This window comes from Streptomyces sp. DT2A-34, assembly GCF_030499515.1.
Lineage (GTDB): Bacteria > Actinomycetota > Actinomycetes > Streptomycetales > Streptomycetaceae > Streptomyces.
This window is the reverse complement of sequence record NZ_JASTWJ010000001.1, coordinates 4,644,600-4,667,074: the sequence shown is the minus strand read 5'-3', so window position 1 is coordinate 4,667,074 and position 22,475 is coordinate 4,644,600. Positions and strand designations below refer to the sequence as shown.

Here is a 22,475-nt window from a genome sequence, read left to right as displayed (position 1 = left end):
GCGCCCACGGGGGGACGCCTCGGTCCGCTTCGGGGGAACGGAAGGAGGCTGACGCCGTGATCACAGTTTTCATCGGGGCGCTGGTCGCATTGCTGTTCGTGGTGATCGTCGTGGCCATGGCACGCGCCGGCGGAGGTTCGGCGCACCGCACGCACAGCCGTCGGAGCGGCTCGCACGGCAGCGGAAGCGGCGGCTGGTGGGCCGGCGGGGGAAGCAGCGGTGGCTCGTCCTGCGGGGGCGGCTCGTCCTGCGGAGGCGGGTCGTCCTGCGGCGGAGGAGGGGGTGGGGGCGGATGTGGTGGCGGAGGCAGCTGACACGGGGCAGCTGAGCTCTCCGAGGGAACCGCATCCGGAAGGAGCGGGGCCGGTGCCTGGACCGGCCCCGCTTTGCTGTTTTTCGTACGGCTTTCGGCGGCGGACAGGTGCGCCCGGCGTACGCCGGAGTTGAACAGTTGAGCTGATAAGCCCTCTGAGGGATGGAAACCCTACGAACTTGGGTAAAAACGCTGTGACGGCGCCACCGTTCATGATTCAGTGAAATTCACCAACGCAGCCCCTCGGACGTCCCGCGGACACCCCTTCTGACCGGCCGACTGGGCTGACCCGGCCGACCTCCCGGTGTCGGCCGGGGGTGCGCCGGAGACCGATACCTCCCTTTCTTTGCGTGCTAGCGGAGCCCATCCATGCTCACGACCCTGAACACCGCCTATACCGACACGCGCGCGGCCGACCTCGCCTGGGCCCTGGGGCGGGAGCCGCTGCCCGCACTGGCCACACTCGACCTCGAACTGACCGGCGCGAAGCTTGAGTTGAGACTGCTCGGGGCGTCCCACCAGGTACTCCTGCAGGAGGAGCGGGGCATCTGCTCGGAGACCGTGGCATGCATGCCGGGCAGCAGCACGCCGCTTCCGCTCGGGGTGGCCAAGCGGGTGGGCGACTGGGAGTACGAGTTCGCGGCCCGGGTGGAAGTGCTGTCACCCGGTCAGTTCGCGGGCCGCGCACAGGAGTTGCTGGCCCTGGTGGCCGACCACCCGCACGGCCTCGCCGGCGTGTTCCCCGGCAGTCCGCACGCCTTCACGGCGATGCTGGCCCAGCGTCAGGAGGGACAGATGCACTGGCGGACATGGCACGCGTATCCGCAGGACGGGCAGTTGGTGGCCACCCGGACGCGGGTGGGGGTGCGGGTGGTGCCGGGCACTTCCCGGCGCCGGGGAGGCGATCTCAGCCCGTCCGGCGTGTGAGGCGACGCAAACGTCCCCCGCGTCAACAACACACGTGTGGGTGACCCAGCGTGCCGCAGGCGTAACGTACCGTCGGCAACGTGATCGAGCCGCACGCACCCGCCCCACCCGGCACAGCGCCGCCCCGGGGCGGCCGCGCGCGGCTCCCGGTCCGGCCGGGCACGGGCCGGTTCCTGGTCCTCGCGGGCGTCTTCGTCTGCGCCGCCTGCGGACTCGTATACGAACTGGAACTCGTCGCCCTCGCCTCGTACTTGATCGGCGACTCGGTCACCCAGGCCTCCGTCGTGCTGTCCGTCATGGTCTTCGCGATGGGCATCGGCTCCCTCGTCGCCAAACGCCTGCGCCCGCTCGCCGCGGCCGGGTTCGGGGCCGTCGAGGCCGTGCTCGCCCTCGTCGGCGGCTGCAGCGCGCTCGCCCTGTACGCCGTCTTCGCCTGGACCGGCGACTGGGGCGGCATGTGGGCCAACGGTCCCCGCTGCCTCCTCGTCGCCTTCTCCCTCACCATCGGCCTGCTGATCGGCGCCGAAGTGCCGCTGCTGATGGAGCTGATCCAGCGCATCCGGCGCCAGGACGCCGGCGGCGCGGTGGCCGACCTGTTCGCCGCGGACTACGTCGGCGCCCTCGTCGGCGGCCTCGCCTTCCCCTTCCTTCTCCTGCCCCTGCTGGGCCAGTTGACCGCGACCCTCATCACCGGCGCCGTCAACGCCGTCGCGGGCGGCGCGCTGGTACTCGGCCTGTTCCGGGAGGACCTGAGCCGCCGCGCCCGCTGGCTGCTGGTGATCGCCAACGTCACGGTGCTCGGCGTCCTCGCCTCGGCCGCTGTCCTCGTCGACGACTTCGAACGGGCGGCCCGGCACGCGGTGTACGGGCGGGACGTACGCGTCGCGCTCCAGACGGACGTCCAGGAGGTCGTCATCACCGGCGGCACCCACGGCCGCCCCCTCGACCTCTTCCTCGACGGCCGCCTGAGGGTCAGCGGCCGCGACGAACGCCGCTACCACGAGGCGCTGGTCCACCCCGCGATGAGCGGCGACCACACGCGCGTACTGATCCTCGGCGGCGGCGACGGGCTGGCGGCGCGCGAGGTGCTGCGCCACCCCGGCGTGCGGCGGGTCGACGTGGTCGAGGCCGACGCCGCGGTGGTGCGGCTGGCGCGCCGGGACCCGCCCCTGTCGAAGCTGAACAGCCATGCCTACGACGACCCCCGCGTCCACGTCATGACGGGCGACGCCTTCCGCCGGCTGCGGGCGGTGCCGCCGGCGACGTACGACGTCGTCATCTCGGACCTGCCCGACCCCGGCATCACCGCCAGCACCAAGCTGTACTCACAGGAGTTCTACGGCCTCGCCCGCCGCGCCCTGACCCCGCGCGGACGCCTCGCCGTCCACGCCGGCCCGGTCTCCTCCCGCCCCCGCAGCTTCTGGACCGTCGACACCACACTCCGCGCGGCGGGCCTGCGCACGGCCCCGTACTGCGTCCGGGGCCGCGACTCCCGTTTCGCCCCGGGCCCCGACCGCTCGGCAGGCCCTACGGGGGCACCGCACGACTGGGGGTTCATCCTCGCGGGGCGGGGAGAGCGGCCGGCGCTGCGGCTCCGGGAGGGGAAGGGGGCGCCGCGGTTGGGGACGTTGACGCAGGAGGGGCTGGTGGCGGACGCGGGGGTGGCGGAGGGGACTCGGGTCGGGGGGCTGGGGGTGTCGACGTTGGTGCATCCGCGGTACTGAGGGGGCCGGGGGGGCTGGGGCGGGGGCGGAGGATACGCCCGGCGGGTCCGTGTCCGGTGAGAATCCTCGGATGTGCGGGTGCGCTTCGCGCCATGCTGGGTAGGCTCGCTCACCATGGAGCATGAGGTGTTCGTTCCGGTTGCGGCCGAGCGGCTCAGGGAGGTGCTGGCCGATCCCGTACGGGTTGCCCGGGCGGTCCCCGGGCTCCAACAGGACGCCGGTGCCGAGCCGGTCGCCGGGCGGCTGAAAGTGCGCGTCGGCGGTCACACCATCACGTACCGGGGTGCTGTGCGGGTGTCCGAGCGCGAGGACGGTTCGTACGCCGTGGAGGGCGACGCGACCGAGGCGCGGGGCAGTGGTTCCGTGAAGCTCTCGTTGACGGTGCGGGTCCGGGAGGCCGACGGGGGCTCCGCCGTGACGTTCGAGGGGGCCGCTTCGGCGGACGGGCGGGTCGCGGAGTTCTCGGCGGAGGCGGTCGGGTCGGCCGTGGCTCGGTTGCTGAGCCGGTTCGGGGAGCAGCTCGGGGTGGTGGCGGGGGAGACGTCGTCGGCGGTGGGGGAGGACGAGGCGGGGGACGCCGGGGACACCGGGGAGAGTGGGGAGACCCTGGAGACCTTGGCTCCTGGGGAGTTCGAAACGCGGGTCACCAGTGACTTCGAGACGACGCCGGATGCGGATGACGCTGCGGCGCCTGAGCCTGCGGCGCCTGAACCGGGGGCTGAAGTGAGCGAACCCGCGGACGCCGGTGCCGGTGCCGATGCCGATGCTGGTGAGCCTGCCGTCGCTGAGGCGGCTCATGCTCGGCGGACGATGATCGGGCGTAGTGCGGAGGAAGTGGACCATGCTCCGCCGCGGGGGCGTTATGCGCCGGTTCCGGCGCCGCAGACCGTTGCGCCGAGTTCTGCGTTGCGGTGGGCGGCTCCGGCGGCGGCCGTGGTGGTGGCGTCGGCGATCGTGGTGGGGCGGATGCTGCGGCGACGGCGCTGAGGGTTTTCGCCCCCGCCGCCCCTACCCGTCCCATCCCCAGGGGCTCCGCCCCTTCGACCCCGCTGGGGCTGCCGCCCCAGACCCCGCTTCGGCCCTGAACGGGCCTCGTCCTCAAACGCCGGACGGGCTGAAATGCCTGGGCCGGCGCTGAGAGGTCAAGGCCTCTACGGGTGGGTGGGGGCTAGGGATGGCGCGGCCTCGTGCTCGAACGCCGGACGGGCTGAAATGCCTGGGCCGGCGCTGAGAGGTCAAGGCCTCTACGGGTGGGTGGGGGCTAGGGATGGCGCGGCCTCGTGCTCGAACGCCGGACGGGCTGCAATGCCTGGGCCGGCGCTGAGAGGTCAAGGCCTCTACGGGTGGGTGGGGGCTAGGGATGGCGCGGCCTCGTGCTCGAACGCCGGACGGGCTGCAATGCCTGGGCCGGCATTGAGGGGCGCAGCCCCCTACGGGTGGGTGGGGGCTGGGGGCGGAGCGGCCTCGTGCTTGAACGTTGGATGGGCTGGGTGATGCGGGCCGGCCTCAAGAGGGGAGGCCCGCTGCGGACGGGCTGAGATGCACGGTCGGCGTCGAGAGGCGGACGTGGACTCTTCATGCCGCCTTGATCACCCCAGTAGGGTCGTCCCGTGAGTAACGAACACATCACGCTGACCGCGGGTGACGCGGAGGTGGACGTGCTGCCGGGGAACGGCGGGCGGGTCGGGGGGCTGCGGGTCGGGGGGAGTGAGGTGTTGCGGCAGGGGGAGCGGTTCGGGTGTTTCCCGATGGTTCCCTGGTGCGGGCGGATCCGGGACGGGCGGTTCCTGGACGGGGCCGTGGTGCGGCAGATGCCGCTCAACGCCCCGCCGAACGCCATCCACGGCACCGTACGGGACGGCGCCTGGCGCGTCGCCCGGGTCGCCGACGGCGAGGCGGTCATCACGTACGACCTGGTCGAGCCGTGGCCGTACGCCGGCCGCGTCACGCAGGTCGTCGCGCTCACCCCGGACAGCCTCAGCCTCACCATGTCCGTCGAGACGTACGAGACGTCCTTCCCGGCGCAGATCGGCTGGCATCCCTGGTTCAACCGGAACCTCGGCGGGGAGGGGGCGCAGGATGTGCGGCTCGACTTCAGCCCGGCCTGGCAGGAGGAGCGCGGGGACGATCACCTTCCCACCGGGAACCGGATCGAGCCGAAGCCCGGGCCCTGGGACGACTGCTTCGGGATGCCGGACGGTGTCGACGTCACGCTCACCTGGCCGGGGCAGTTGGAGCTGAAGGTGAGCAGTCGGGAGGAGTGGGTCGTCGTCTACGACGAGCAGGAGGCCGCTGTGTGTGTCGAGCCGCAGACCGGGCCGCCCAACGGGCTCAACAGCATGCCTCGTCTGGTCACGCCTCTGGAGCCGCTCGAAGCCACGACCGTCTGGAGCTGGCGGCGCCTCTAAGCTGGGCGGCATGACTGACGTACGTGGCGAGCTGCTGCAGCAGATCAAGGACAAGGCCGTGGTGCACGGCAAGGTGACCCTGTCGTCGGGGCTGGAGGCTGATTACTACGTCGATCTTCGGCGTATCACCCTCGACGGGGAGGCGGCCCCGCTCGTCGGGCAGGTGCTGCTCGATCTGACCGCGGAGCTGGAGTTCGACGCGGTCGGCGGGCTCACCATGGGCGCCGACCCCGTCGCCGCCGCGATGCTGCACGCCGCCGCCGCGCGCGGGAAGCGGCTGGACGCATTCGTCGTACGGAAGGCCGCCAAGGCGCACGGGCTGCAGCGGCGGGTCGAGGGGCCCGACATCGCGGGGCGGCGGGTTCTCGTCGTCGAGGACACCTCCACCACGGGCGGTTCGCCGCTCACCGCCGTCGAGGCCGTGCGTGAGGCGGGCGCCGAGGTCGCCGGCGTCGCGACCATCGTCGACCGGGCCACCGGCGCCGCCGAGAAGATCCAGGAGGGTGCCGGGGTGCCGTACCTCTTCGCCTACTCCAAGGACGAACTCGGGCTCGACTGACCGAGGTCCGACGGGCGTCCGTGTCGGCTGATGACAGACGCTCGGACCATCCCGGTTCGTCTGGAAAGATGGGGCCGACGACGACGTCGCAACCCCCCAAGGTCTAGGTCAGGGCCGTAAGAAGAAACGCCGTACGCAGTTACGTACGCAGTACGTCAACCCGCACACTCCAAGGAGCGGACAGATGCCCATCGCAACCCCCGAGGTCTACAACGAGATGCTCGACCGGGCGAAGGCAGGCAAGTTCGCCTACCCGGCCATCAACGTGACGTCGACCCAGACCCTGCACGCGGCCCTGCGCGGCTTCGCGGAGGCGGAGAGCGACGGCATCATCCAGATCTCGACGGGTGGCGCCGAGTTCCTGGGCGGTCAGCACAACAAGGACATGGTCACCGGCGCCGTCGCCCTGGCCGAGTTCGCGCACATCGTCGCCAAGAAGTACGACATCACCGTCGCCCTGCACACGGACCACTGCCCGAAGGACAAGCTCGACGGGTACGTACGGCCGCTGCTCGCGGTGTCGGAGGAGCGGGTCGCGCGCGGTGAGAACCCGCTGTTCCAGTCGCACATGTGGGACGGCTCGGCCGAGACCCTCGCCGACAACCTGTCCATCGCGCAGGAGCTGCTGGAGCGCGCCCGCGCCGCCAAGATCATCCTTGAGGTCGAGATCACCCCGACCGGTGGCGAGGAGGACGGCGTCTCGCACGAGATCAACGACTCCCTCTACACGACGGTCGACGACGCCGTTCGTACGGTCGAGGCCCTCGGTCTCGGTGAGAAGGGGCGCTACCTGCTCGCCGCTTCCTTCGGCAACGTCCACGGCGTGTACAAGCCGGGCAACGTCGTGCTCCGCCCCGAGCTGCTCAAGGAGCTGAACGAGGGCGTCGCCGCCAAGTACGGCAAGGCGTCCCCGTTCGACTTCGTCTTCCACGGCGGCTCCGGCTCCTCCGCCGAGGAGATCGCGACCGCGCTGGACAACGGCGTCGTCAAGATGAACATCGACACCGACACGCAGTACGCCTTCACGCGTCCGGTCGCCGACCACATGTTCAAGAACTACGACGGTGTCCTCAAGGTCGACGGCGAGGTCGGTTCGAAGAAGACCTACGACCCGCGCACCTGGGGCAAGCTCGCCGAGGCGAGCATGGCCGCGCGCGTGACGGAGGCCTGCTCGAACCTGCGCTCCACGGGTACGAAGATCAAGTAGTTCTCCGGGTATCTCTCAGGGAGCTTCCGAGCCCGGCGCCTGCCCACGGCGCCGGGCTCGCTGTATACCTGGGGGCATGCCCGATGTCCGGCTGGCCTCTCCGCAGGGCAAGTGGATCCTGCTCACCACGGTCCTCGGCTCCAGCATGGCCATGCTGGACTCGACCGTCGTCAACGTCGCCCTCCCGCGCATCGGCCGCGACCTCGACGCCGACCTCGCGGCACTCCAGTGGACCGTCAACGCGTACATGCTCACGCTGGCCGGGCTGATCCTGCTCGGCGGTTCCCTGGGGGACCGGTACGGGCGCCGCAAGATCTTCGTCGTCGGGGTCGTGTGGTTCGCGGTGGCCTCGCTGCTGTGCGGGATCGCCCCGAACGCCGGGGTGCTCATCGCCGCCAGGGCGTTGCAGGGCGTCGGCGGGGCGCTCCTCACGCCGGGTTCGCTCGCGCTCATCCAGGCGTCCTTCCATCCCGACGACCGGGGGCGGGCGGTGGGCCTGTGGTCGGGGTTCGGGGGCGTCGGCGCGGCGGTCGGGCCGTTCCTGGGCGGGTGGCTGGTGGACGGGCCGGGGTGGCGGTGGGTGTTCCTGCTCAACGTTCCGCTGGCCCTGCTGTGTGTGCCGGTGGCGCTGCGGCATGTGCCCGAGTCGGGGGACGGCCGCAAGCACGGGCGCTTCGACGTGCTCGGCGCGGCGCTCGGTGCGCTGTCCCTCGCCCTGGTGACGTACGCGCTGATCGAGGCCCGTGGGGGTTCGGTCGTCGTCGCCGTGTGCGCGGTCGCCGGGGTGGCCGCCGGCATCGCCTTCGTGGTCGTCGAGAAGCGGCGCCGCGACCCGATGATGCCGCTCGACATCTTCGCGTCCCGCCAGTTCAGCGCGGTCAACCTCGTCACCCTGTGCGTGTACGCGGCCCTCGGCGGCTTCTTCTTCCTCGCCGTGATCCAGCTCCAGGTCGTCGCCGGTTACTCGGCCCTCGGCGCCGGTACGGCACTGCTGCCGACGACCGTGCTGATGCTGCTGCTCTCCGCCCGCTCCGGCGCCCTGGCCGACCGGATCGGGCCGCGCATTCCGCTCACCGTCGGGCCCCTGCTGTGTGCGGCCGGCATGCTGCTGATGCTGCGCGTCGGGCCGGACGCCTCGTACGTCGCCGACGTACTGCCGGCCGTGCTCGTCCTCGGCTTCGGCCTGGTCACGCTGGTCGCCCCGCTGACCGCCACCGTCCTCGCCTCCGTGGACGTCGCACGGGCGGGCCTGGCCAGCGGCATCAACAACGCGGCGGCCCGCGCGGCCGGTCTCGTCGCCGTGGCCGCGCTGCCTCTGCTGACCGGGATGGGCCAGGAGGCGTACCGCTCGCCCGCGGCCTTCGACGACGCCTTCGGGCGGGCGATGTCCCTGTGCGCGGGCGTGCTGGCGGCGGGAGCGGTCCTCGGCTTCGCGACCGTACGCCGTCTGCCCCCGGACTGCACCCGCCCCGAGTGCCGCACCCACGGCGGGGTTGTGGCGCCGCCGTTGGAGGGGCGGCCGGTGCGGGGGAGGGCGCCTGGGGGCGGGGATTCCTAGAGCTGGGTTTCGCCCCCGCCGCCCCTACCTGTCCCATCCTCAAGGGGCGCTGCCCCTTCGACCCCGGTCCCTGGGGGCCTGCGGCCCCCAGACCCCCGCTTCGGCCCTGAACGGGCCTCGTCCTCAAACGCCGGACGGGCTGAATGACGCGGGCCGGCCTCGAGAGGTGAAGGCCCCTGCGGGTGGGTGCGGCCTCGTCCTCGAACGCCGGACGGGCTGGGGTCGCCTGGGCCGGCGTCGAGAGGGGATGGCCGTGGTCGGCGCCCCCAATGCCTCAGACTGGAACCCATGACGATTCACGAGAACCTCCTCGGGGGACCGCCCCCGACCCACCTCCCCGATGACCCCGAGCCGCGTGAGCTGCTCGCCGGTGGCACCGCGCCCGCGGACGTCGCCGCGAAGTACCCGATGTCCTCGCTGGCCTGGGCACAGCTGGCCGACGACGCGTTCGAGCGGGGCAGCGTCGTGGAGTCGTACGCCTATGCCCGTACGGGCTACCACCGCGGCCTGGACTCCCTGCGCCGTAACGGATGGAAGGGCCACGGCCCCGTCCCCTGGGAGCACGAGCCGAACCGCGGCTTCCTGCGTGCCCTGCACGCCCTCGCCCGCGCCGCCGGATCGATCGGCGAGCAGGAGGAGCACGAGCGCTGCACGCAGTTCCTGAAGGACTCCTCGCCGACGGCGGCCCAGACCCTGGGTTAGTCGCCGGACGCCGAAGCGTTCTGTCGGGCCCGCCTGTGTGATCAGGCGGGCCTTGCCTTTTCGGCGGACCATCGAAGAAGATGCCCGGCGGGGACCGGGGCCCCCGTGTCGATAACGGCAGGGGCGGACCGCTACCCGGAGTTACCACAGGAGACAGCGATGTCCCACGAGGCTCACGAGGCTGAAGAGCCCTCGACTCCGCATCTCGACTTCGCAGGCACCACGCCGTACGAGGACTACGTACAGGCGGACGTTCTCACCCACCTCCAGCACACCCTCTCCGACGACCCCGGAGAGATGGTCTTCCTGGTCACGACCCAGGTGATGGAGCTGTGGTTCACGGTCATCGTCCACGAGTGGGAGACGGCGGCGAACGCCCTCCGCGAGGACCGCGTGCCGGTGGCGATCGACGCGCTGAAGCGTTCCGTACGGGAACTGGAGGCCCTGAACGCCTCCTGGAAGCCGCTCGGCCAGCTCACGCCGGCCCAGTTCAACGCGTACCGCAGCGCCCTCGGCGAGGGCTCCGGCTTCCAGTCGGCGATGTACCGGCGCATGGAGTTCCTGCTCGCCGAGAAGTCCGCGTCCATGCTGGTCCCGCACCGCGGCGCCCCGCGCGTCCACGCGGAACTGGAGAAGGCGCTGCACGAGCCGAGCCTGTACGACGAGGTGCTGCGCTTCCTCGCCCGGCGCGGCTGCGCGATCCCCGAGAGCGTGCTGAAGCGCGACGTGTCGCGGCGGTACGAGCCGTCGGACGCGGTGGAGGCCGTCTGGACCGAGATCTACTCCGGTGACCAGAACGCCGAACTCGCCCGCCTCGGCGAGGCGTTGACCGATGTCGCCGAACTGGTGTGGCGCTGGCGCAACGACCACCTCGTCGCCACCCGGCGCGCGATGGGCGCCAAGACCGGCACGGGCGGTTCGGCCGGGGTGGCCTGGCTGGAGAAGCGGGCGCAGAAGAACGTGTTCCCGGAGCTGTGGACGGCGAGGTCTCATGTCTGAGCTCGCGGAACTCGCCGCCAGGGCGGGGGTGCTGGACGCGGCCGACGAACTGGCCGCCGCCCGCAAGCAGTTCGTACTGGATACCGTGTCCGATCATGCGGCTGACGCCGCGGGCGTCTACCTCGACGGCAACTCCCTGGGCGCCCTCCCGGCGAACGTCCCGGGGCGGGTCGAGGACGTCGTACGGCGGCAGTGGGGCGAGCTGCGTATCCGCTCCTGGGACGAGAGCGGCTGGTGGACCGCTCCCGAGCGGATCGGCGACCGGATCGCTCCCCTGGTCGGCGCGGCGCCCGGCCAGATCGTGGTCGGCGACTCGACAAGTGTCAATGTTTTCAAGGCGGTTGTCGCCGCCGTGCGGATGGCGAACTCCGCTGTCGGCGGGGCGGGCCGGGACGAGATCCTGGTCGACGCGACGACCTTCCCCACGGACGGGTACATCGCCGAGTCGGCGGCGCGGATGACGGGGTGTGCGCTGCGGCCCGTGACGCCCGCGGAGGTGCCGGGTGCGCTGGGCGACCGTACGGCCGCCGTCCTGCTGAACCACGTCGACTACCGCACCGGCCGCCTGCACGACCTTCCCGCACTCACGGCCGCCGTGCACGCGGCGGGGGCGTACGTCGTCTGGGACCTCTGCCACAGCGCGGGCGCGCTGCCCGTGGGGCTGGACGAGCACGGGGTCGACCTGGCGGTCGGCTGCACGTACAAGTACCTGAACGGCGGGCCGGGTTCGCCGGCGTACCTGTACGTGCGCAGTGACCTGCAGGACCGCTTCGACTCCCCGCTCCCCGGCTGGAACTCGCACGCCGAGCCCTTCGGCATGCGCGTCGACTTCGCACCGGCGGCGGGCGCACTGCGCGGTCGCGTCGGCACGCCGGACATCCTCTCCATGCTGGCCCTGGAGGCCGCGCTGGAGGTTTGGGAGGGCGTGTCGATCGAGGCGGTGCGCGCCAAGTCCCTCGCGTTGACCGACTTCTTCCTGGAGTGCGTCGGGGCGTATGCGGGGGAGGGGCGCGTGGAGTCGGTGACTCCGGTGGCGCACGCGGAGCGCGGCAGCCAGGTGGCGCTGCGCTGCGAGGGCGCCGGGGAGGTCATGAAAGCGCTCATCGAACGGGGCGTGGTCGGCGACTTCCGCCACCCGGACGTGCTGCGCTTCGGTTTCACGCCGCTGTACGTCGGGTTCGCGGACGTGGAGCGGGCGGCACGGGTGCTGGGGAAGGTGCTGGCGGAGGTGCCGGGGCAGGCGCTGGGGGAAGGGTCGCCGGAGGGGGCGGCCGAGGGTCCGCCGCGCTAACCGACGTACACCCCCGCCACGGCAGCCGCATGCGCGGCCCGCGCGGCGCGCTCCGCGGCGGGGGCGTCGGGGACCACCCCGGTCGTCAGCAACTCGTAGTACAAGGGCGCCGACACCGCCCGTACGACCGCCTCGGCGTCGGTCCCGGCGGGCAACTCCCCTCTGGCGACGCCCTGTTCCACGCACGGCGCCCACTCCGCGACCCGCACCTCGTAGAACCGCCGCAGCGCCTGCGCCGTACGTTCGTCGCAGGTCGCCGCGGCGATGACGGCGCGGAACAGGGCGCCCTGCCGGGCGTCCGCCAACGTCCGCCGCACCAGCTCGGCGTTGGCCCGCAGGTCCCCGAGCACGGACCCGGTCTCCTCGCGCGGCAGCGACTGTTCGGCCATGTCGGCGAGCAGGTCGGCCACCAGGCCCGTCACCGAACCCCACCGGCGGTACACCGTCGTCTTGCCCACCTCGGCGCGCCGGGCGACGTCCGCGAGGTCGAGGCCGTCGAAACCCTGCTCCGCGAGCACCTCTCCGGCCGCCCGCAGGACGGCCGCACGGACACGCGCGGTACGCCCTCCGGGACGTACGGTGCCGGGTTCGGCGGACATATCGGCCTCCTTGGTCACGTACGGGCTGCGGTGCGAGCTGCGCCGCGGTTCGCGAGGTCAGCGTAACGAAACGACAGAACCGTTTAATCCTCACCGAGCGTGACATCCCTGTGTTGGCGCACGTCACCAGCCTGATACCGTCCCCGCCAGCGCGCCGAATTCCCACCTGGTCCGCCACCCCCTTTCGTTCAAATCCGTTCCGTCGCTGAGAGGTTGGAGCATGCCGGACGACGTCGCAGCAGCCCGGGCCGCTGCCGAAGAGGAGTCGGCCTTCTCGCACCCGCCCGTCGACCCCGACGCCATCGCCTCGTACGGCGACCACCCCGACCAGGTGATCGACTTCTACGCGCCGCGCGGCGAGGCCGGTCCGGGCGGCCTTGCCCCGCTGGTCGTCCTGCTGCACGGCGGGGCGTGGCGGGCTCCGTACGACCGGCGGCATGTCACGCCGTTCGCGGACTTCATGGCTCGGCGGGGGTTCGCCGTGGCCAATGTGGAGTACCGGCGGGGCGCGGAGGGAGCGGAGGGTTTGGAGAGCGCGGAGGGTGCGGGCGGCGCGGCGGATGCGCGTGCGGGCGGCGGGCCGGTCGCCGGGCGGTGGCCGGACACCTTCGACGACGTGGCCGCCGCGCTGGACGCGCTGCCCGCGCTCGTACGGGAGTTGCTCCCGCAGGCCGACCCGCGCCGCATGGTGCTCACCGGCCACTCGGCCGGCGGCCACCTGGCCCTCTGGGCGGCGGCCCGCCATGTTCTCCCCGCGGACGCCTCCTGGCGCACGGACCGCCCCGCTCCCCTGCGGGGGGTGGTCGCCCTGGCCCCGATCGCCGACTTCACGGTCGCCGACAAGCTGGACGTCTGCGGGGGTGCCGCGCGGCAACTCCTGGGCGGCGCGGTGGAGTTCGCCGAGCGCCGGCCCTACGCCGACCCCGCGCTCCTGCTCCCGACCGGCATCGCCACGACGCTCGTCCAGGGCCGCACGGACATCGTCGTCCCGCAGGCGGTCGCCGAGTCGTACGCGGACGCGGCGGCGAAGGCGGGGGAGGTGGTCGGTCTCACGCTGCTGGAGGACGTCGGACACTTTCCGCTGATCGATCCGGCGGCGGACGCGTGTGCGGTGGTGGTGGAGGAGATCGCGCAGTTGGCGTGGTGACTCGGCGACTCCTGTCCCGTACTGGGTGAGCCCCTTCCTACCCGTAATACCTGAGAGCTACGTCGCAGGTGAGCTCCCTGGCGGGACGCGGGCGACGAGGCCGGATCCGTAACTTCCCCTCCAGACAAGCCCGATGGCCGGGCGGACTGGAAGGGAAGACGACCATGGGGCGTATCACCGGGCGTACCGCGGGGCGTACCACGGGGGTCGGCGCAGCCGGGACGAGTGAGCCGAAGAAGAAGGCCCACCGCACCCACAGATGGCGCCGAGCTCTCCTCGCCACCCTGATCACCGGTGCCGTGGTCGTCCCGCTGTCCGGCGCCGCCCGTCCCGAGATCCCCGCCCCGGCCCCGGCCGCCCTCGCGCCGGTGACGGCGGCGACCCTGGACGAGACATACGCGGCCAACCGTGCCAACGCCGCCGAGGCGTCCCGCATGGCCGCGGCCCACGGCAACCGCGAACGGGCCGCAGCGGACCGCGCGATGGCCGACCCGTCCCGCCACTTCCTCTCCTTCGACGGCCGCGGCCCCGGCCTCGCGACGGAGGTCTTCGGCGACCTGGCCCACGCCGACCGCATCGCGGTCCTGGTGCCCGGCTCCGACACGTCCATCGACACATACGACCGCTTCCGCGACGCCGCCCGCGCCCTGCACGAGCGGCTCACCCGGGAGGCTCCGCACGGCACCCGCACCGCCGTCATGGCCTGGCTCGGCTACGAAACCCCGGCCACGGTCAGCACCACGGTCACGACGGCGGGCCGAGCCGAGGAGGCGGCCCCGAAGCTGCGGGAGTTCATACGGCACCTGCCCGCCCTCACGGCCGACAGGAAGCCGCGCATATCCCTCCTCTGCCACTCCTACGGCTCGGTGGTCTGCGGCCGTGCGGCCTCCCACCTGGACGTGGACGACATCGCCCTGGTCGGCAGCCCCGGCACCGGCGCGGACACCGCGGCGGCCCTGCGCACCCCGGCCCGCGTCTGGGCGGCCCGCGGCAGCGACGACTGGGTGGCGGAGGTGCCGCACGTCAGGCTCGACCTGTTCGGCACGGTCGTCGGCTTCGGCACCGACCCGATGTCCCCGTCCTTCGGCGCCCGTGTCTTCGCGGCGGGCGACGGCGGCCACAGCGACTACTTCCGGCCGGGCTCGACGTCCCTGGTGAACCTGGCCCGCGTCGTCCTGGGCGAGACCTCGGAGGTGAGGCATGGCTGAGTCCTCGGCCGAGTCCTTCGTCGAGCCCTTGGCCGAGCCCATGGCCGGCCCCCGCGCCGAAGGGCGTCTGCGGGGCGTGTGGCAGGGCATGCGCCGGGGCGCCGCCCGCGTCGACGCCGTCACCCCCGCCGACCGGGACCGGGCCGTCGACGCCCTGCGGGCCTTCGCCATCCTCGGTGTCGTCCTCGGCCACTGGCTGGTGACGGCCCTGGTGGCGGACGGCGGGACCGGTCTGCGCACCGCGAGCCCGCTCCACTACATGCCCTGGCTGGCCCCGATCTCCTGGGCCTTCCAGACCCTCGCCGTGTTCTTCCTGGTCGGCGGCCATGCGGCAACCCGCGGCTACATCGCGGCCCGAGCGCGCGGCGCGACATACGGACAGTGGCTGACGTCCCGGCTGTCCCGCCTGTTCAAACCGGTGGCGGCGGTCCTCACCCTGTGGACGGTGGCGGCGGTCCTGCTGCTCGTCTCCGGCACGGACCCCGACACCATCCACACCCTGGTCAAACTGGCCCTGTCCCCCCTGTGGTTCCTCCTGGTCTTCGCCGCGCTGACGGCGGCGACGCCCCTGCTCCTCCGGCTCAGCCCGCTCTGGCCCCTCGCGGTCGTCCTCCATGTGGACCTCCTCCGCTTCGGCCTGGGCGGCCCGGCCTGGCTCGGCTGGGCGAACGTGGCGGCCGGCTGGCTGGTGCCGTACACCCTGGGCGCGGCCTGGCCCCGGGGCGAGCTGGAGCGCCGGCGTGCGGGCTGGATCCTGCTGGCGGGCGGCGCGACGGCGACGGCCGCACTGGTCGCCTGGGCGGGCTACCCGGCGTCCATGGTCGGCGTCCCCGGCGCCGGGATCTCCAACCTCAACCCGCCCACGCTGGCCGTCGTCACGTTCGGCCTGGCCCAGTGCGGCCTGGCCCTGCTCCTGCGCGGGCCGTTGCGCCGCGCGATGCGCCGCCCCCTGGCCTGGGCGGCGGTGGCCCTGCTCAACCTCTCGGCGATGACGATCTTCCTCTGGCACCAGACGGCCCTGATGGCGACCACGGCCACGGGCCTGACGGCGGGCCACCTCCCCGGCCTGCACACCGTTCCCGACCACCTGGGCTGGGTGGCGGCCCGTCTGGCTTGGCTCCCGCTGTTCACCCTGGTCCTGGCGCTGTGCTGGACGACGTTCCGCGCCTACGAACAGGGCCCGCGGCGTCCGACCGGCCGCCCGTCCCGCGTGGTCCGATCCCAGCCGGCCGCTCAGGGCACCGAAGCGGAGGCACAGCACCATGCCTAGGGTTGACCCTGTGACGGAGGCGGGGAGCCGGCGGGGCTCGACGAGTCGAGTCCGGCGCTGGCTGGGAATACTGCGCGACGACCTGTGGACCGCCCAGCCGGATCCGCTGCCACCCTCCACGTGGCTGCGCTGGCTGCCGCACGGCCTGCTGTGCCTCGTCGCGTTCGGCGTGACCATCGGCGCGGTGGCACAACTGACGGACAACGGCGGGGTGGGCCGCCAGGTCGCCTTCCTGATCGGGCTCGCGCAGGGCGGTGCGGTGGTCCTCGCGTTGTGGCGGCCCATTCCCGGGTGGTGGCTGTCGATGGCGGCGACCGTGGTCGGTGCCGTGGTGGTGCACGGGGGTTACGACGACGAGCACACGTTCCCCTGGCCGTGGACAGCGGCCGGAATCATCGCCCATCTGTTCGTGATGCTCCTGCTCTCGCTGCGGGTGCCCACTCGGGTATCCGCCGAAGCACTGGTCGTGACCGGGCTGGTCACCTACGTCCTGGAGGGGCTGTGGGGCGCGGCGAACTACTCGCCGACGGGGGTGGTCGCCGTCTGCCTGTCCGCGGTTGTCGTGCTCCTCGGCACCGCCGTGCGCGGCCGTCGCGAGGCGCGCGCGGAGCTGATGCAGCAGACCACGATCACCGCCGAGGAGCGGGCCCGGCGCACCGTGCTGGAGGAGCGCAGCCGTATCGCACGCGAGCTGCACGACGTGGTCGCCCACCACATGTCGGTGATCTCCATCCAGGCCCAGGTCGCCCCCCACCTCGTCGAGAACCCGCCCGACGAGCTGAAGGAGAACCTCGCCGGCATCCGGCAGAACGCCCTGGACGCGCTCACCGAACTGCGCCGCGTGCTGGGCGTCCTGCGCTCCGAGAACCCCGAGGACGGGGAAGACCCCTACGGTCTCGGCGAATCCGGCGGCGGAGCCGCCCCCGACGCCCCCCAGCCCATGCTCGACCGGCTCGACGCCCTGATAGACAACACCCGCGCCGCCGGACTGGACGTCGTCACCGACATCAGGGGCGAGGCCCTCTCGTATCCCACGGGCGTGGAGCTGTCCGCGTACCGGATCATCCAGGAGGCGCTCAGCAACGCCCTGCGGCACGCACCGGGTTCGGAAGTGCGTGTCGAGATCTCGCACGACTTCCAGGGCCTGCATCTGGGGGTCGTCAACTCCCGTCCGCAGCGGCCCGTTCCGCGCTCCCCGGGTGCGGGGCACGGCCTGCTCGGCATGCGTGAGCGTGCGGCTATGCTCGGCGGCCATCTCACCGCGGCCCCCACCCAGCACGGCGGTTTCGCGGTCTCGGCCTTCCTCCCGCGGGGCGACACCCCGCCGACCGCCCACCCCTGACAGGAGAACCATGACGAGCAGCCCCATCCGTGTAGTCATCGCCGACGACCAGCAGATGGTCCGGCAGGGATTCACCGTGCTGCTCAACACCAAGCCCGACATCGACGTGATCGGCCAGGCGGTCGACGGGCTGGACGCGGTCGCGAAGGTCGCCGAACTCGCCCCCGACGTCGTCCTGATGGACATCCGCATGCCCGAACTCGGCGGCATCGAGGCCACCCGCCGCATCACCGCCGAGTCACCGCACATCAAGGTGCTGGTGCTGACCACCTTCGACCTCGACGAGTACGTGTACGAGGCGCTGCGTGCGGGAGCCTCGGGCTTCCTCCTCAAGGACGCCTCCGCCGACCAGCTGGCCGAGGCGGTACGTGTCGTGGCGGCCGGCGACGCGCTGCTCGCGCCCGGCATCACCCGCCGGCTGATCACCGAGTTCTCCCGCCTGGACAACCGGCCCCGCGCCCCGCTCAAGGAACGCGTCGGCGACCTGACCGAGCGCGAGACGGAGGTCCTCGCGCTGATCGCCCAGGGCCTGTCGAACGCGGAGATCGCCGAACGCCTCGTCGTGGCCGAGCAGACCGTGAAGACCCACGTGGGCCGGATCCTGGTGAAGCTGGGGCTGCGGGACCGGACGCAGGCGGCGGTGTTCGCCTACGAGTCGGGACTGGTGCGGCCCTCCGGGTATTGAGCGGGGCTCCTGGTGGGGTCCGCACCGGGCGCGACCAGCGGGGATACCCGTAGTACCTGAGATGGACCCGCCGGAACCCCTCTCCATGGGGACGACCGCGACAGGGCCCTGCGCCTACCGTTCTGTACGTGACCGAGACGACTCGCCCGCAGACCCAGCCGCCGGGGGACGGGGCCAAGCCGCGCAGTCCGGAGTTCCGGATGGCCGCCGAGGCCCTGCGCGGGCTGCGCCAGGACCTGATCCACGACGCCTTCGCCTACCGCCCGATGCCCCGCATGCGGGTCGACGGCCCGCTGACCAGGCGGCTGCCGACGCGTATGCGGGAGTACGCCTCCTGGACGCCGCACGCGCTGATCGGGGTGGCCGCCCTGTTCACGCTGATGCTCGCCACGGTCGACACCAGTGCCTCGGCCCTGCTGCTCGGTCCGCTCTGCGTGATCCCCGTGCTGCTGACCATGGTGCGGCCCGTCGGAGCGTTCTGGCTGTCCATGGCCGCCACCCCGTTCACCGGCGTGCTCGGCCACAGCGCGGGCGACTGGCCGTGGGTGCCCGGCGCCTTCGCCTGCCATCTGACAGTGCTGACGGTCGTGGCCGTACGCACCCGGCCGCGTACGGCCCTGTGGATGTGGCTGGTGACGGGGGCGTACGGCCTGGCCGCGGGCGCCGGCATCGGTCCGGGCTACTACGGCGCGAACACCGGACCCATGATGGTCGTCTCCGCGATGGTCCTGCTCTGCGTCGCCCTCTGGCACATACGCCGGGAAGCGAGACAGGAGGTCACCGCCCAGCAGACCGTGACCGCGCAGGAGCGTTCCAAGCGGACCCTGCTGGAGGAGCGCACGACGATCGCGCGCGAACTGCACGACGTGGTCGCCCACCACATGTCGGTCGTCGCCATCCAGGCGGAGGCCGCCCCCTACCGGGTGGAGAACCCGCCGCCGGAGCTGGAGCGGGCCTTCGCCACCATCCGGGAGAACGCGGTGGCGGCGCTCACCGAACTCCGCCGCATCCTGGGCGTCGTCCGCGCCGAGGACTACGAGGCCCCGGACGCCCCGCAACCCACCCTTGCCGACCTGGACGCGCTGCTGGCCAATGTGCGGGACGCGGGCCTGGACGTCGAGAAGACGGTGACCGGAGCGGTGCGCGCACTCCCGCAGGGCGTCGAGCTGTCGGCGTACCGCATCGTGCAGGAGGCACTCAGCAACAGCCTGCGCCACGCGCCCGGCGCGAGCGCCCGCGTCGAGATCGGTTACGTCCTCGGCGGTCTGGGCCTGCGCATAGTCAACGGCCCGCCGCCCGCGTCCGCCCTGCTGAAGCCCTCGCCGGGCGCGGGGCACGGCATCACCGGGATGCGGGAGCGGGTCAGCATGCTGGGCGGCGAGATGACGGCGGGCCGGACGGAGGACGGCGGCTATGAGGTGGCCGTGTTCCTGCCGGTCACCACGACGGCAGAGGACGGCTCATGACCATCCGCGTACTGATCGCGGACGATCAGATGATGGTGCGCGAGGGCTTCTCGGTCCTGCTGAACGCGATGCCGGACATCGAGGTCGTCGGCGAGGCGGTCAACGGACGCGAGGCGGTGGACCGGGTCCGTGAACTCTCCCCCGACGTCGTGCTGATGGACATCCGCATGCCGGAGCTGAACGGCATCGAGGCCACCCGGGAGATCGTCGCGGCGAACGGCGCGGCCAAGGTGCTGGTGCTGACCACCTTCGACCTCGACGAGTACGTGTACCAGGCGCTGCGCGCGGGAGCCTCGGGCTTCCTGCTGAAGGACGCCTCGGCACGCCAACTCGCCGACGGCGTCAGGGTGGTGGCGGCCGGCGAGGCTCTCCTCGCCCCCTCCGTCACCCGGCGGCTGATCACCGAGTTCTCCAAGCTGTCCGACTCCCCGCGCCTGATGTCCTCCGCACACGCGGCGTACGGGGACCTGACCGAGCGGGAGACGGAGGTGCTGGTCCTGATCGCGCAGGGCCTGTCGAACGCGGAGATCGCCGAGCGGCTGGTGGTCGCCGAGTCGACGATCAAGACCCACGTCAGCCGGATCCTGGTGAAGCTGGGCCTGCGGGACCGTACACAGGCGGCGGTGTTCGCGTACGAGGCGCGGCTGGTCACGCCGGGCTGAGGCGCCGGGGCTACGGTGAGGGGATGGAACAGCGCATCACTCTGATCACGCTGGGAGTCTCCGACCTGGCCCGGTCCAAGGCCTTCTACGAGGCCCTGGGCTGGCGCGGGCAGGAGGTCGAGGAGACCGTCTTCTTCCAGGCGGGCGGCCTGGGGCTGGTGCTGTGGGGCCGGGACAAGCTGGCCCGGGACTGCGGTCTGGAGCCCGGGCAGGCGGGTCGTTTCGGCGGAATCGTCCTCGCACACAACGTCCGGTCCGAGGCCGAGGTCGACGCGCTCCTCGCGGCGGTGCAACGGGCCGGCGGGACGGTCACCAAGCCCGCCGCCGTCAACGCGATCGGCTTCTACTCCAGCGCCTTCGTCGACCCCGACGGCCACGCCTGGGAGGTCGCCCACAACCCCGGCTTCCCGCTCGCCGAGGACGGCTCGATCACGCTTCCCGACTTCGGCGCGGTTCAGGACAGGCCCTAGCCCCCTGGTCAGGGAGGGGGACGGCGTTCTAACGTCCGTGCATGGCAGCTCCTTCCGACCTCGCTTTCGACCCCTGGGACCCGGCGTTCCTGGCCGACCCGTACCCCGCCTACGCCGAACTGCGTGCCCGGGGCCGGGTGCACTGGTTCGAGCCCACGAACCAGTGGCTGGTCCCGCACCACGCGGACGTCTCGGCGCTGCTGCGGGACCGCAGGCTGGGCCGGACGTACCAGCACCGGTTCAGCCACGAGGACTTCGGACGCGACGCGCCGCCCGCCGAACACGAGCCGTTCCACACCCTCAACGACCACGGCATGCTCGACCTGGAGCCGCCGGACCACACCCGGATCCGCCGGCTGGTGTCGAAGGCGTTCACGCCGCGCACGGTGGAGCGGTTGAAGCCGTACGTGGCGAACCTCGCCGGGGAGCTGGTGGAACGGCTCGTCGAGGCGGGCGGCGGTGATCTGCTGGCGGATGTCGCCGAGCCGCTCCCCGTGGCCGTCATCGCGGAAATGCTGGGTATCCCCGAGTCCGACCGGGCCCCGCTGCGGCCCTGGTCGGCGGACATCTGCGGGATGTACGAGCTGAGCCCGTCCGAGGAGACGGCGGCGAAGGCGGTGCGGGCGTCGGTGGAGTTCACCGAGTACCTGCGGGAGCTGATCGCCGAGCGCCGCAAGGAGCCCGGCGACGACCTGATCTCCGGCCTGATCGCGGCCCACGACGAGGGCGACCGCCTCACCGAGCAGGAGATGATCTCGACCTGCGTCCTGCTCCTCAACGCGGGCCACGAGGCCACGGTCAACGCCACCGTCAACGGCTGGTACGCCCTGTTCCGCAACCCCGACCAGCTCGCCGCCCTGCGGGCCGACCACTGCCTGGTCCCGTCCGCCGTAGAGGAGCTCATGCGCTACGACACCCCGCTCCAGCTCTTCGAGCGGTGGGTGCTGGACGACATCGAGATCGACGGTACGACGATTCCGCGCGGGTCGGAGATCGCGATGCTGTTCGGCTCCGCGAACCATGACCCGGCGGTGTTCGCCGACCCGGAACGGCTGGACCTCACCCGCAAGGACAACCCGCACATCTCCTTCAGCGCCGGCATCCACTACTGCATCGGGGCGCCGTTGGCCCGGATCGAGCTGGCGGCGTCGATGACGGCGTTGCTGGAGCGGACACCGACGCTGCGCCTGACGGCAGAGCCGGAGAGGAAGCCGAACTTTGTGATCCGGGGGTTGGAGGGGCTTCAGGTGGAGGTGGCCTGAGAGGGGTCCTGGGGGAAGCCCGGCACCGTCAACTGAGCTCGCCGAAACAGGCAGTTGCGCAAACGTCAGGCCCTGGACGTCACCCCTTGGAAGGAACGACGGCGGTGACTGGGTTGTCGCATCTGCAGGTCGGGCAGCCTGCGGGCGCACACGGAACCCGGAGGGAAGCCCATGTCCTTCAAGAACATCTTCGAAAGCGGCGAAAGTGAAGCCAAGTCCGCCGAAGAGTCCGCTCAGGAGGTCCATGAAAAAATTCCTGGCGCTTGGCACGAACGAAAAGGGGTCGATCCGGAGCTCTACGAGGACATCACTGAACCTGAGCGTGACCCGAAAATCATGCGCGAGACGTCGCCTGAGGCGCTCAGCATCATGAACAACTTCATCGCCCCCCTGTTCAAGAACACCCAGACAGCGGCCGCCAAGCAGCGGGAGGCCAGCGAAAACCCCGAATCTACATCCGGTATGGCGTCTTCGACCAAGGATGAGGCATTCAAGAAGGTGGAGGTGGAGATCAGGGACGAAGACCGGCCAAAGATCAGCGATGAAGAGCGAGAAGGATTGGCAAAGGATAACGCCGAATCGGCCAAAAATGCGAAAAGAAGGGCTGACGATGGGGCGGTTAAAGGCAAGTGATCGCTGACAAATCGTTGAGTTCTGCTACGCAAGGAGGCTGAAG

21 protein-coding genes are annotated in these 22,475 nt (G+C 71.8%); 20 read left to right on the top strand and 1 reads right to left on the bottom strand.

All coding sequences use genetic code 11. The features are described from left to right. The first annotated feature begins 682 nt into the window (after window positions 1–682). The 10 genes from QQM39_RS20490 (at window position 683) to kynU (ending at window position 11,688) form a co-directional block, all read left to right on the top strand. Complete coding sequence (locus tag QQM39_RS20490) at window positions 683–1,240, top strand: DUF2617 family protein (RefSeq protein WP_301998622.1); 558 nt, start codon at window positions 683–685, stop codon at window positions 1,238–1,240. 80 nt (window positions 1,241–1,320) lie between these two features. Further along, window positions 1,321–2,964, top strand: a complete 1,644-nt coding sequence (locus QQM39_RS20485) for a polyamine aminopropyltransferase (RefSeq protein WP_301998621.1) — start codon at window positions 1,321–1,323, stop codon at window positions 2,962–2,964. A 114-nt stretch (window positions 2,965–3,078) separates the two neighbouring features. Beyond that, a complete protein-coding gene (locus tag QQM39_RS20480; RefSeq protein WP_301998619.1) occupies window positions 3,079–3,951 on the top strand; it encodes an SRPBCC domain-containing protein in 873 nt (290 codons plus the stop codon). A gap of 623 nt (window positions 3,952–4,574) precedes the next feature. Beyond that, the gene (locus tag QQM39_RS20475; protein ID WP_301998617.1) at window positions 4,575–5,372 is read left to right on the top strand and encodes an aldose 1-epimerase; all 798 of its coding nucleotides are present in this window, start codon (window positions 4,575–4,577) and stop codon (window positions 5,370–5,372) included. A gap of 10 nt (window positions 5,373–5,382) precedes the next feature. Next, window positions 5,383–5,931 (top strand): orotate phosphoribosyltransferase, encoded by a 549-nt coding sequence (gene pyrE, locus QQM39_RS20470; RefSeq protein WP_301998615.1) that lies wholly within the window; start codon window positions 5,383–5,385, stop codon window positions 5,929–5,931. Window positions 5,932–6,115: 184 nt separating this feature from the next. Beyond that, entirely contained in the window at window positions 6,116–7,138 is a 1,023-nt protein-coding gene (gene fbaA / locus QQM39_RS20465; protein ID WP_301998614.1) for a class II fructose-bisphosphate aldolase, read from the top strand. A 76-nt stretch (window positions 7,139–7,214) separates the two neighbouring features. Continuing rightward, a complete protein-coding gene (locus QQM39_RS20460) occupies window positions 7,215–8,696 on the top strand; it encodes an MFS transporter (protein ID WP_301998613.1) in 1,482 nt (493 codons plus the stop codon). A gap of 288 nt (window positions 8,697–8,984) precedes the next feature. Further along, on the top strand, window positions 8,985–9,398 hold the full coding sequence (locus QQM39_RS20455; protein ID WP_301998612.1) for a DUF3151 domain-containing protein: 414 nt from the start codon (window positions 8,985–8,987) through the stop codon (window positions 9,396–9,398). Window positions 9,399–9,557: 159 nt separating this feature from the next. Continuing rightward, complete coding sequence (locus tag QQM39_RS20450; protein WP_301998611.1) at window positions 9,558–10,397, top strand: tryptophan 2,3-dioxygenase family protein; 840 nt, start codon at window positions 9,558–9,560, stop codon at window positions 10,395–10,397. Then, the gene (gene kynU, locus QQM39_RS20445; protein ID WP_301998610.1) at window positions 10,390–11,688 is read left to right on the top strand and encodes a kynureninase; all 1,299 of its coding nucleotides are present in this window, start codon (window positions 10,390–10,392) and stop codon (window positions 11,686–11,688) included. Before QQM39_RS20450 ends, kynU begins: the two co-directional genes overlap by 8 nt. Here the strand turns inward: kynU and QQM39_RS20440 are convergent. Continuing rightward, complete coding sequence (locus QQM39_RS20440; RefSeq protein ID WP_301998609.1) at window positions 11,685–12,287, bottom strand: TetR/AcrR family transcriptional regulator; 603 nt, start codon at window positions 12,285–12,287, stop codon at window positions 11,685–11,687. The two genes, kynU and QQM39_RS20440, sit on opposite strands and share 4 nt — an antisense overlap. 220 nt (window positions 12,288–12,507) lie before the next feature. Between QQM39_RS20440 and QQM39_RS20435 the strand changes: the two genes are divergently transcribed. The 10 genes from QQM39_RS20435 (at window position 12,508) to QQM39_RS20390 (ending at window position 22,432) form a co-directional block, all read left to right on the top strand. Continuing rightward, window positions 12,508–13,434: an alpha/beta hydrolase gene (locus QQM39_RS20435; RefSeq protein WP_301998608.1), complete on the top strand. Its 927-nt coding sequence runs from the start codon at window positions 12,508–12,510 to the stop codon at window positions 13,432–13,434. Between the two features lie 164 nt (window positions 13,435–13,598). Further along, the gene (locus tag QQM39_RS20430; protein ID WP_301998607.1) at window positions 13,599–14,642 is read left to right on the top strand and encodes an alpha/beta hydrolase; all 1,044 of its coding nucleotides are present in this window, start codon (window positions 13,599–13,601) and stop codon (window positions 14,640–14,642) included. An 88-nt stretch (window positions 14,643–14,730) separates the two neighbouring features. Then, the gene (locus tag QQM39_RS20425; protein ID WP_302003652.1) at window positions 14,731–15,912 is read left to right on the top strand and encodes an acyltransferase; all 1,182 of its coding nucleotides are present in this window, start codon (window positions 14,731–14,733) and stop codon (window positions 15,910–15,912) included. After that, window positions 15,905–17,254 carry a sensor histidine kinase gene (locus tag QQM39_RS20420; RefSeq protein WP_301998606.1) on the top strand — a complete coding sequence of 450 codons (1,350 nt, stop codon included), beginning with the start codon at window positions 15,905–15,907 and terminating at the stop codon, window positions 17,252–17,254. The genes QQM39_RS20425 and QQM39_RS20420 overlap by 8 nt, the downstream gene beginning before the upstream one ends. Before the next feature lie 10 nt (window positions 17,255–17,264). Then, window positions 17,265–17,939, top strand: coding sequence for a response regulator transcription factor (locus QQM39_RS20415; protein WP_301998605.1), 675 nt, complete (start codon window positions 17,265–17,267; stop codon window positions 17,937–17,939). Between the two features lie 128 nt (window positions 17,940–18,067). Beyond that, the gene (locus tag QQM39_RS20410) at window positions 18,068–19,405 is read left to right on the top strand and encodes a sensor histidine kinase (RefSeq protein ID WP_301998604.1); all 1,338 of its coding nucleotides are present in this window, start codon (window positions 18,068–18,070) and stop codon (window positions 19,403–19,405) included. After that, window positions 19,402–20,067 (top strand): response regulator transcription factor, encoded by a 666-nt coding sequence (locus QQM39_RS20405; RefSeq protein WP_301998603.1) that lies wholly within the window; start codon window positions 19,402–19,404, stop codon window positions 20,065–20,067. The genes QQM39_RS20410 and QQM39_RS20405 overlap by 4 nt, the downstream gene beginning before the upstream one ends. 23 nt (window positions 20,068–20,090) lie before the next feature. Continuing rightward, window positions 20,091–20,537: a VOC family protein gene (locus tag QQM39_RS20400; RefSeq protein WP_301998602.1), complete on the top strand. Its 447-nt coding sequence runs from the start codon at window positions 20,091–20,093 to the stop codon at window positions 20,535–20,537. Between the two features lie 41 nt (window positions 20,538–20,578). After that, window positions 20,579–21,799, top strand: a complete 1,221-nt coding sequence (locus QQM39_RS20395; protein ID WP_301998601.1) for a cytochrome P450 — start codon at window positions 20,579–20,581, stop codon at window positions 21,797–21,799. Between the two features lie 171 nt (window positions 21,800–21,970). Further along, a complete protein-coding gene (locus tag QQM39_RS20390; protein ID WP_301998600.1) occupies window positions 21,971–22,432 on the top strand; it encodes a hypothetical protein in 462 nt (153 codons plus the stop codon). Window positions 22,433–22,475 lie beyond the last annotated feature (43 nt).

Coding starts and splice junctions, on each gene's coding strand:
- QQM39_RS20490 (WP_301998622.1), top strand. CDS start 683: ATGCTCACGACCCTGAACACCGCCTATACCGACACGCGCGCGGCCGAC.
- QQM39_RS20480 (WP_301998619.1), top strand. CDS start 3,079: ATGGAGCATGAGGTGTTCGTTCCGGTTGCGGCCGAGCGGCTCAGGGAG.
- pyrE (WP_301998615.1), top strand. CDS start 5,383: ATGACTGACGTACGTGGCGAGCTGCTGCAGCAGATCAAGGACAAGGCC.
- fbaA (WP_301998614.1), top strand. CDS start 6,116: ATGCCCATCGCAACCCCCGAGGTCTACAACGAGATGCTCGACCGGGCG.
- QQM39_RS20460 (WP_301998613.1), top strand. CDS start 7,215: ATGCCCGATGTCCGGCTGGCCTCTCCGCAGGGCAAGTGGATCCTGCTC.
- QQM39_RS20455 (WP_301998612.1), top strand. CDS start 8,985: ATGACGATTCACGAGAACCTCCTCGGGGGACCGCCCCCGACCCACCTC.
- QQM39_RS20450 (WP_301998611.1), top strand. CDS start 9,558: ATGTCCCACGAGGCTCACGAGGCTGAAGAGCCCTCGACTCCGCATCTC.
- kynU (WP_301998610.1), top strand. CDS start 10,390: ATGTCTGAGCTCGCGGAACTCGCCGCCAGGGCGGGGGTGCTGGACGCG.
- QQM39_RS20440 (WP_301998609.1), bottom strand. CDS start 12,287: ATGTCCGCCGAACCCGGCACCGTACGTCCCGGAGGGCGTACCGCGCGT.
- QQM39_RS20435 (WP_301998608.1), top strand. CDS start 12,508: ATGCCGGACGACGTCGCAGCAGCCCGGGCCGCTGCCGAAGAGGAGTCG.
- QQM39_RS20430 (WP_301998607.1), top strand. CDS start 13,599: ATGGGGCGTATCACCGGGCGTACCGCGGGGCGTACCACGGGGGTCGGC.
- QQM39_RS20425 (WP_302003652.1), top strand. CDS start 14,731: ATGCGCCGGGGCGCCGCCCGCGTCGACGCCGTCACCCCCGCCGACCGG.
- QQM39_RS20420 (WP_301998606.1), top strand. CDS start 15,905: ATGCCTAGGGTTGACCCTGTGACGGAGGCGGGGAGCCGGCGGGGCTCG.
- QQM39_RS20415 (WP_301998605.1), top strand. CDS start 17,265: ATGACGAGCAGCCCCATCCGTGTAGTCATCGCCGACGACCAGCAGATG.
- QQM39_RS20405 (WP_301998603.1), top strand. CDS start 19,402: ATGACCATCCGCGTACTGATCGCGGACGATCAGATGATGGTGCGCGAG.
- QQM39_RS20400 (WP_301998602.1), top strand. CDS start 20,091: ATGGAACAGCGCATCACTCTGATCACGCTGGGAGTCTCCGACCTGGCC.
- QQM39_RS20395 (WP_301998601.1), top strand. CDS start 20,579: ATGGCAGCTCCTTCCGACCTCGCTTTCGACCCCTGGGACCCGGCGTTC.
- QQM39_RS20390 (WP_301998600.1), top strand. CDS start 21,971: ATGTCCTTCAAGAACATCTTCGAAAGCGGCGAAAGTGAAGCCAAGTCC.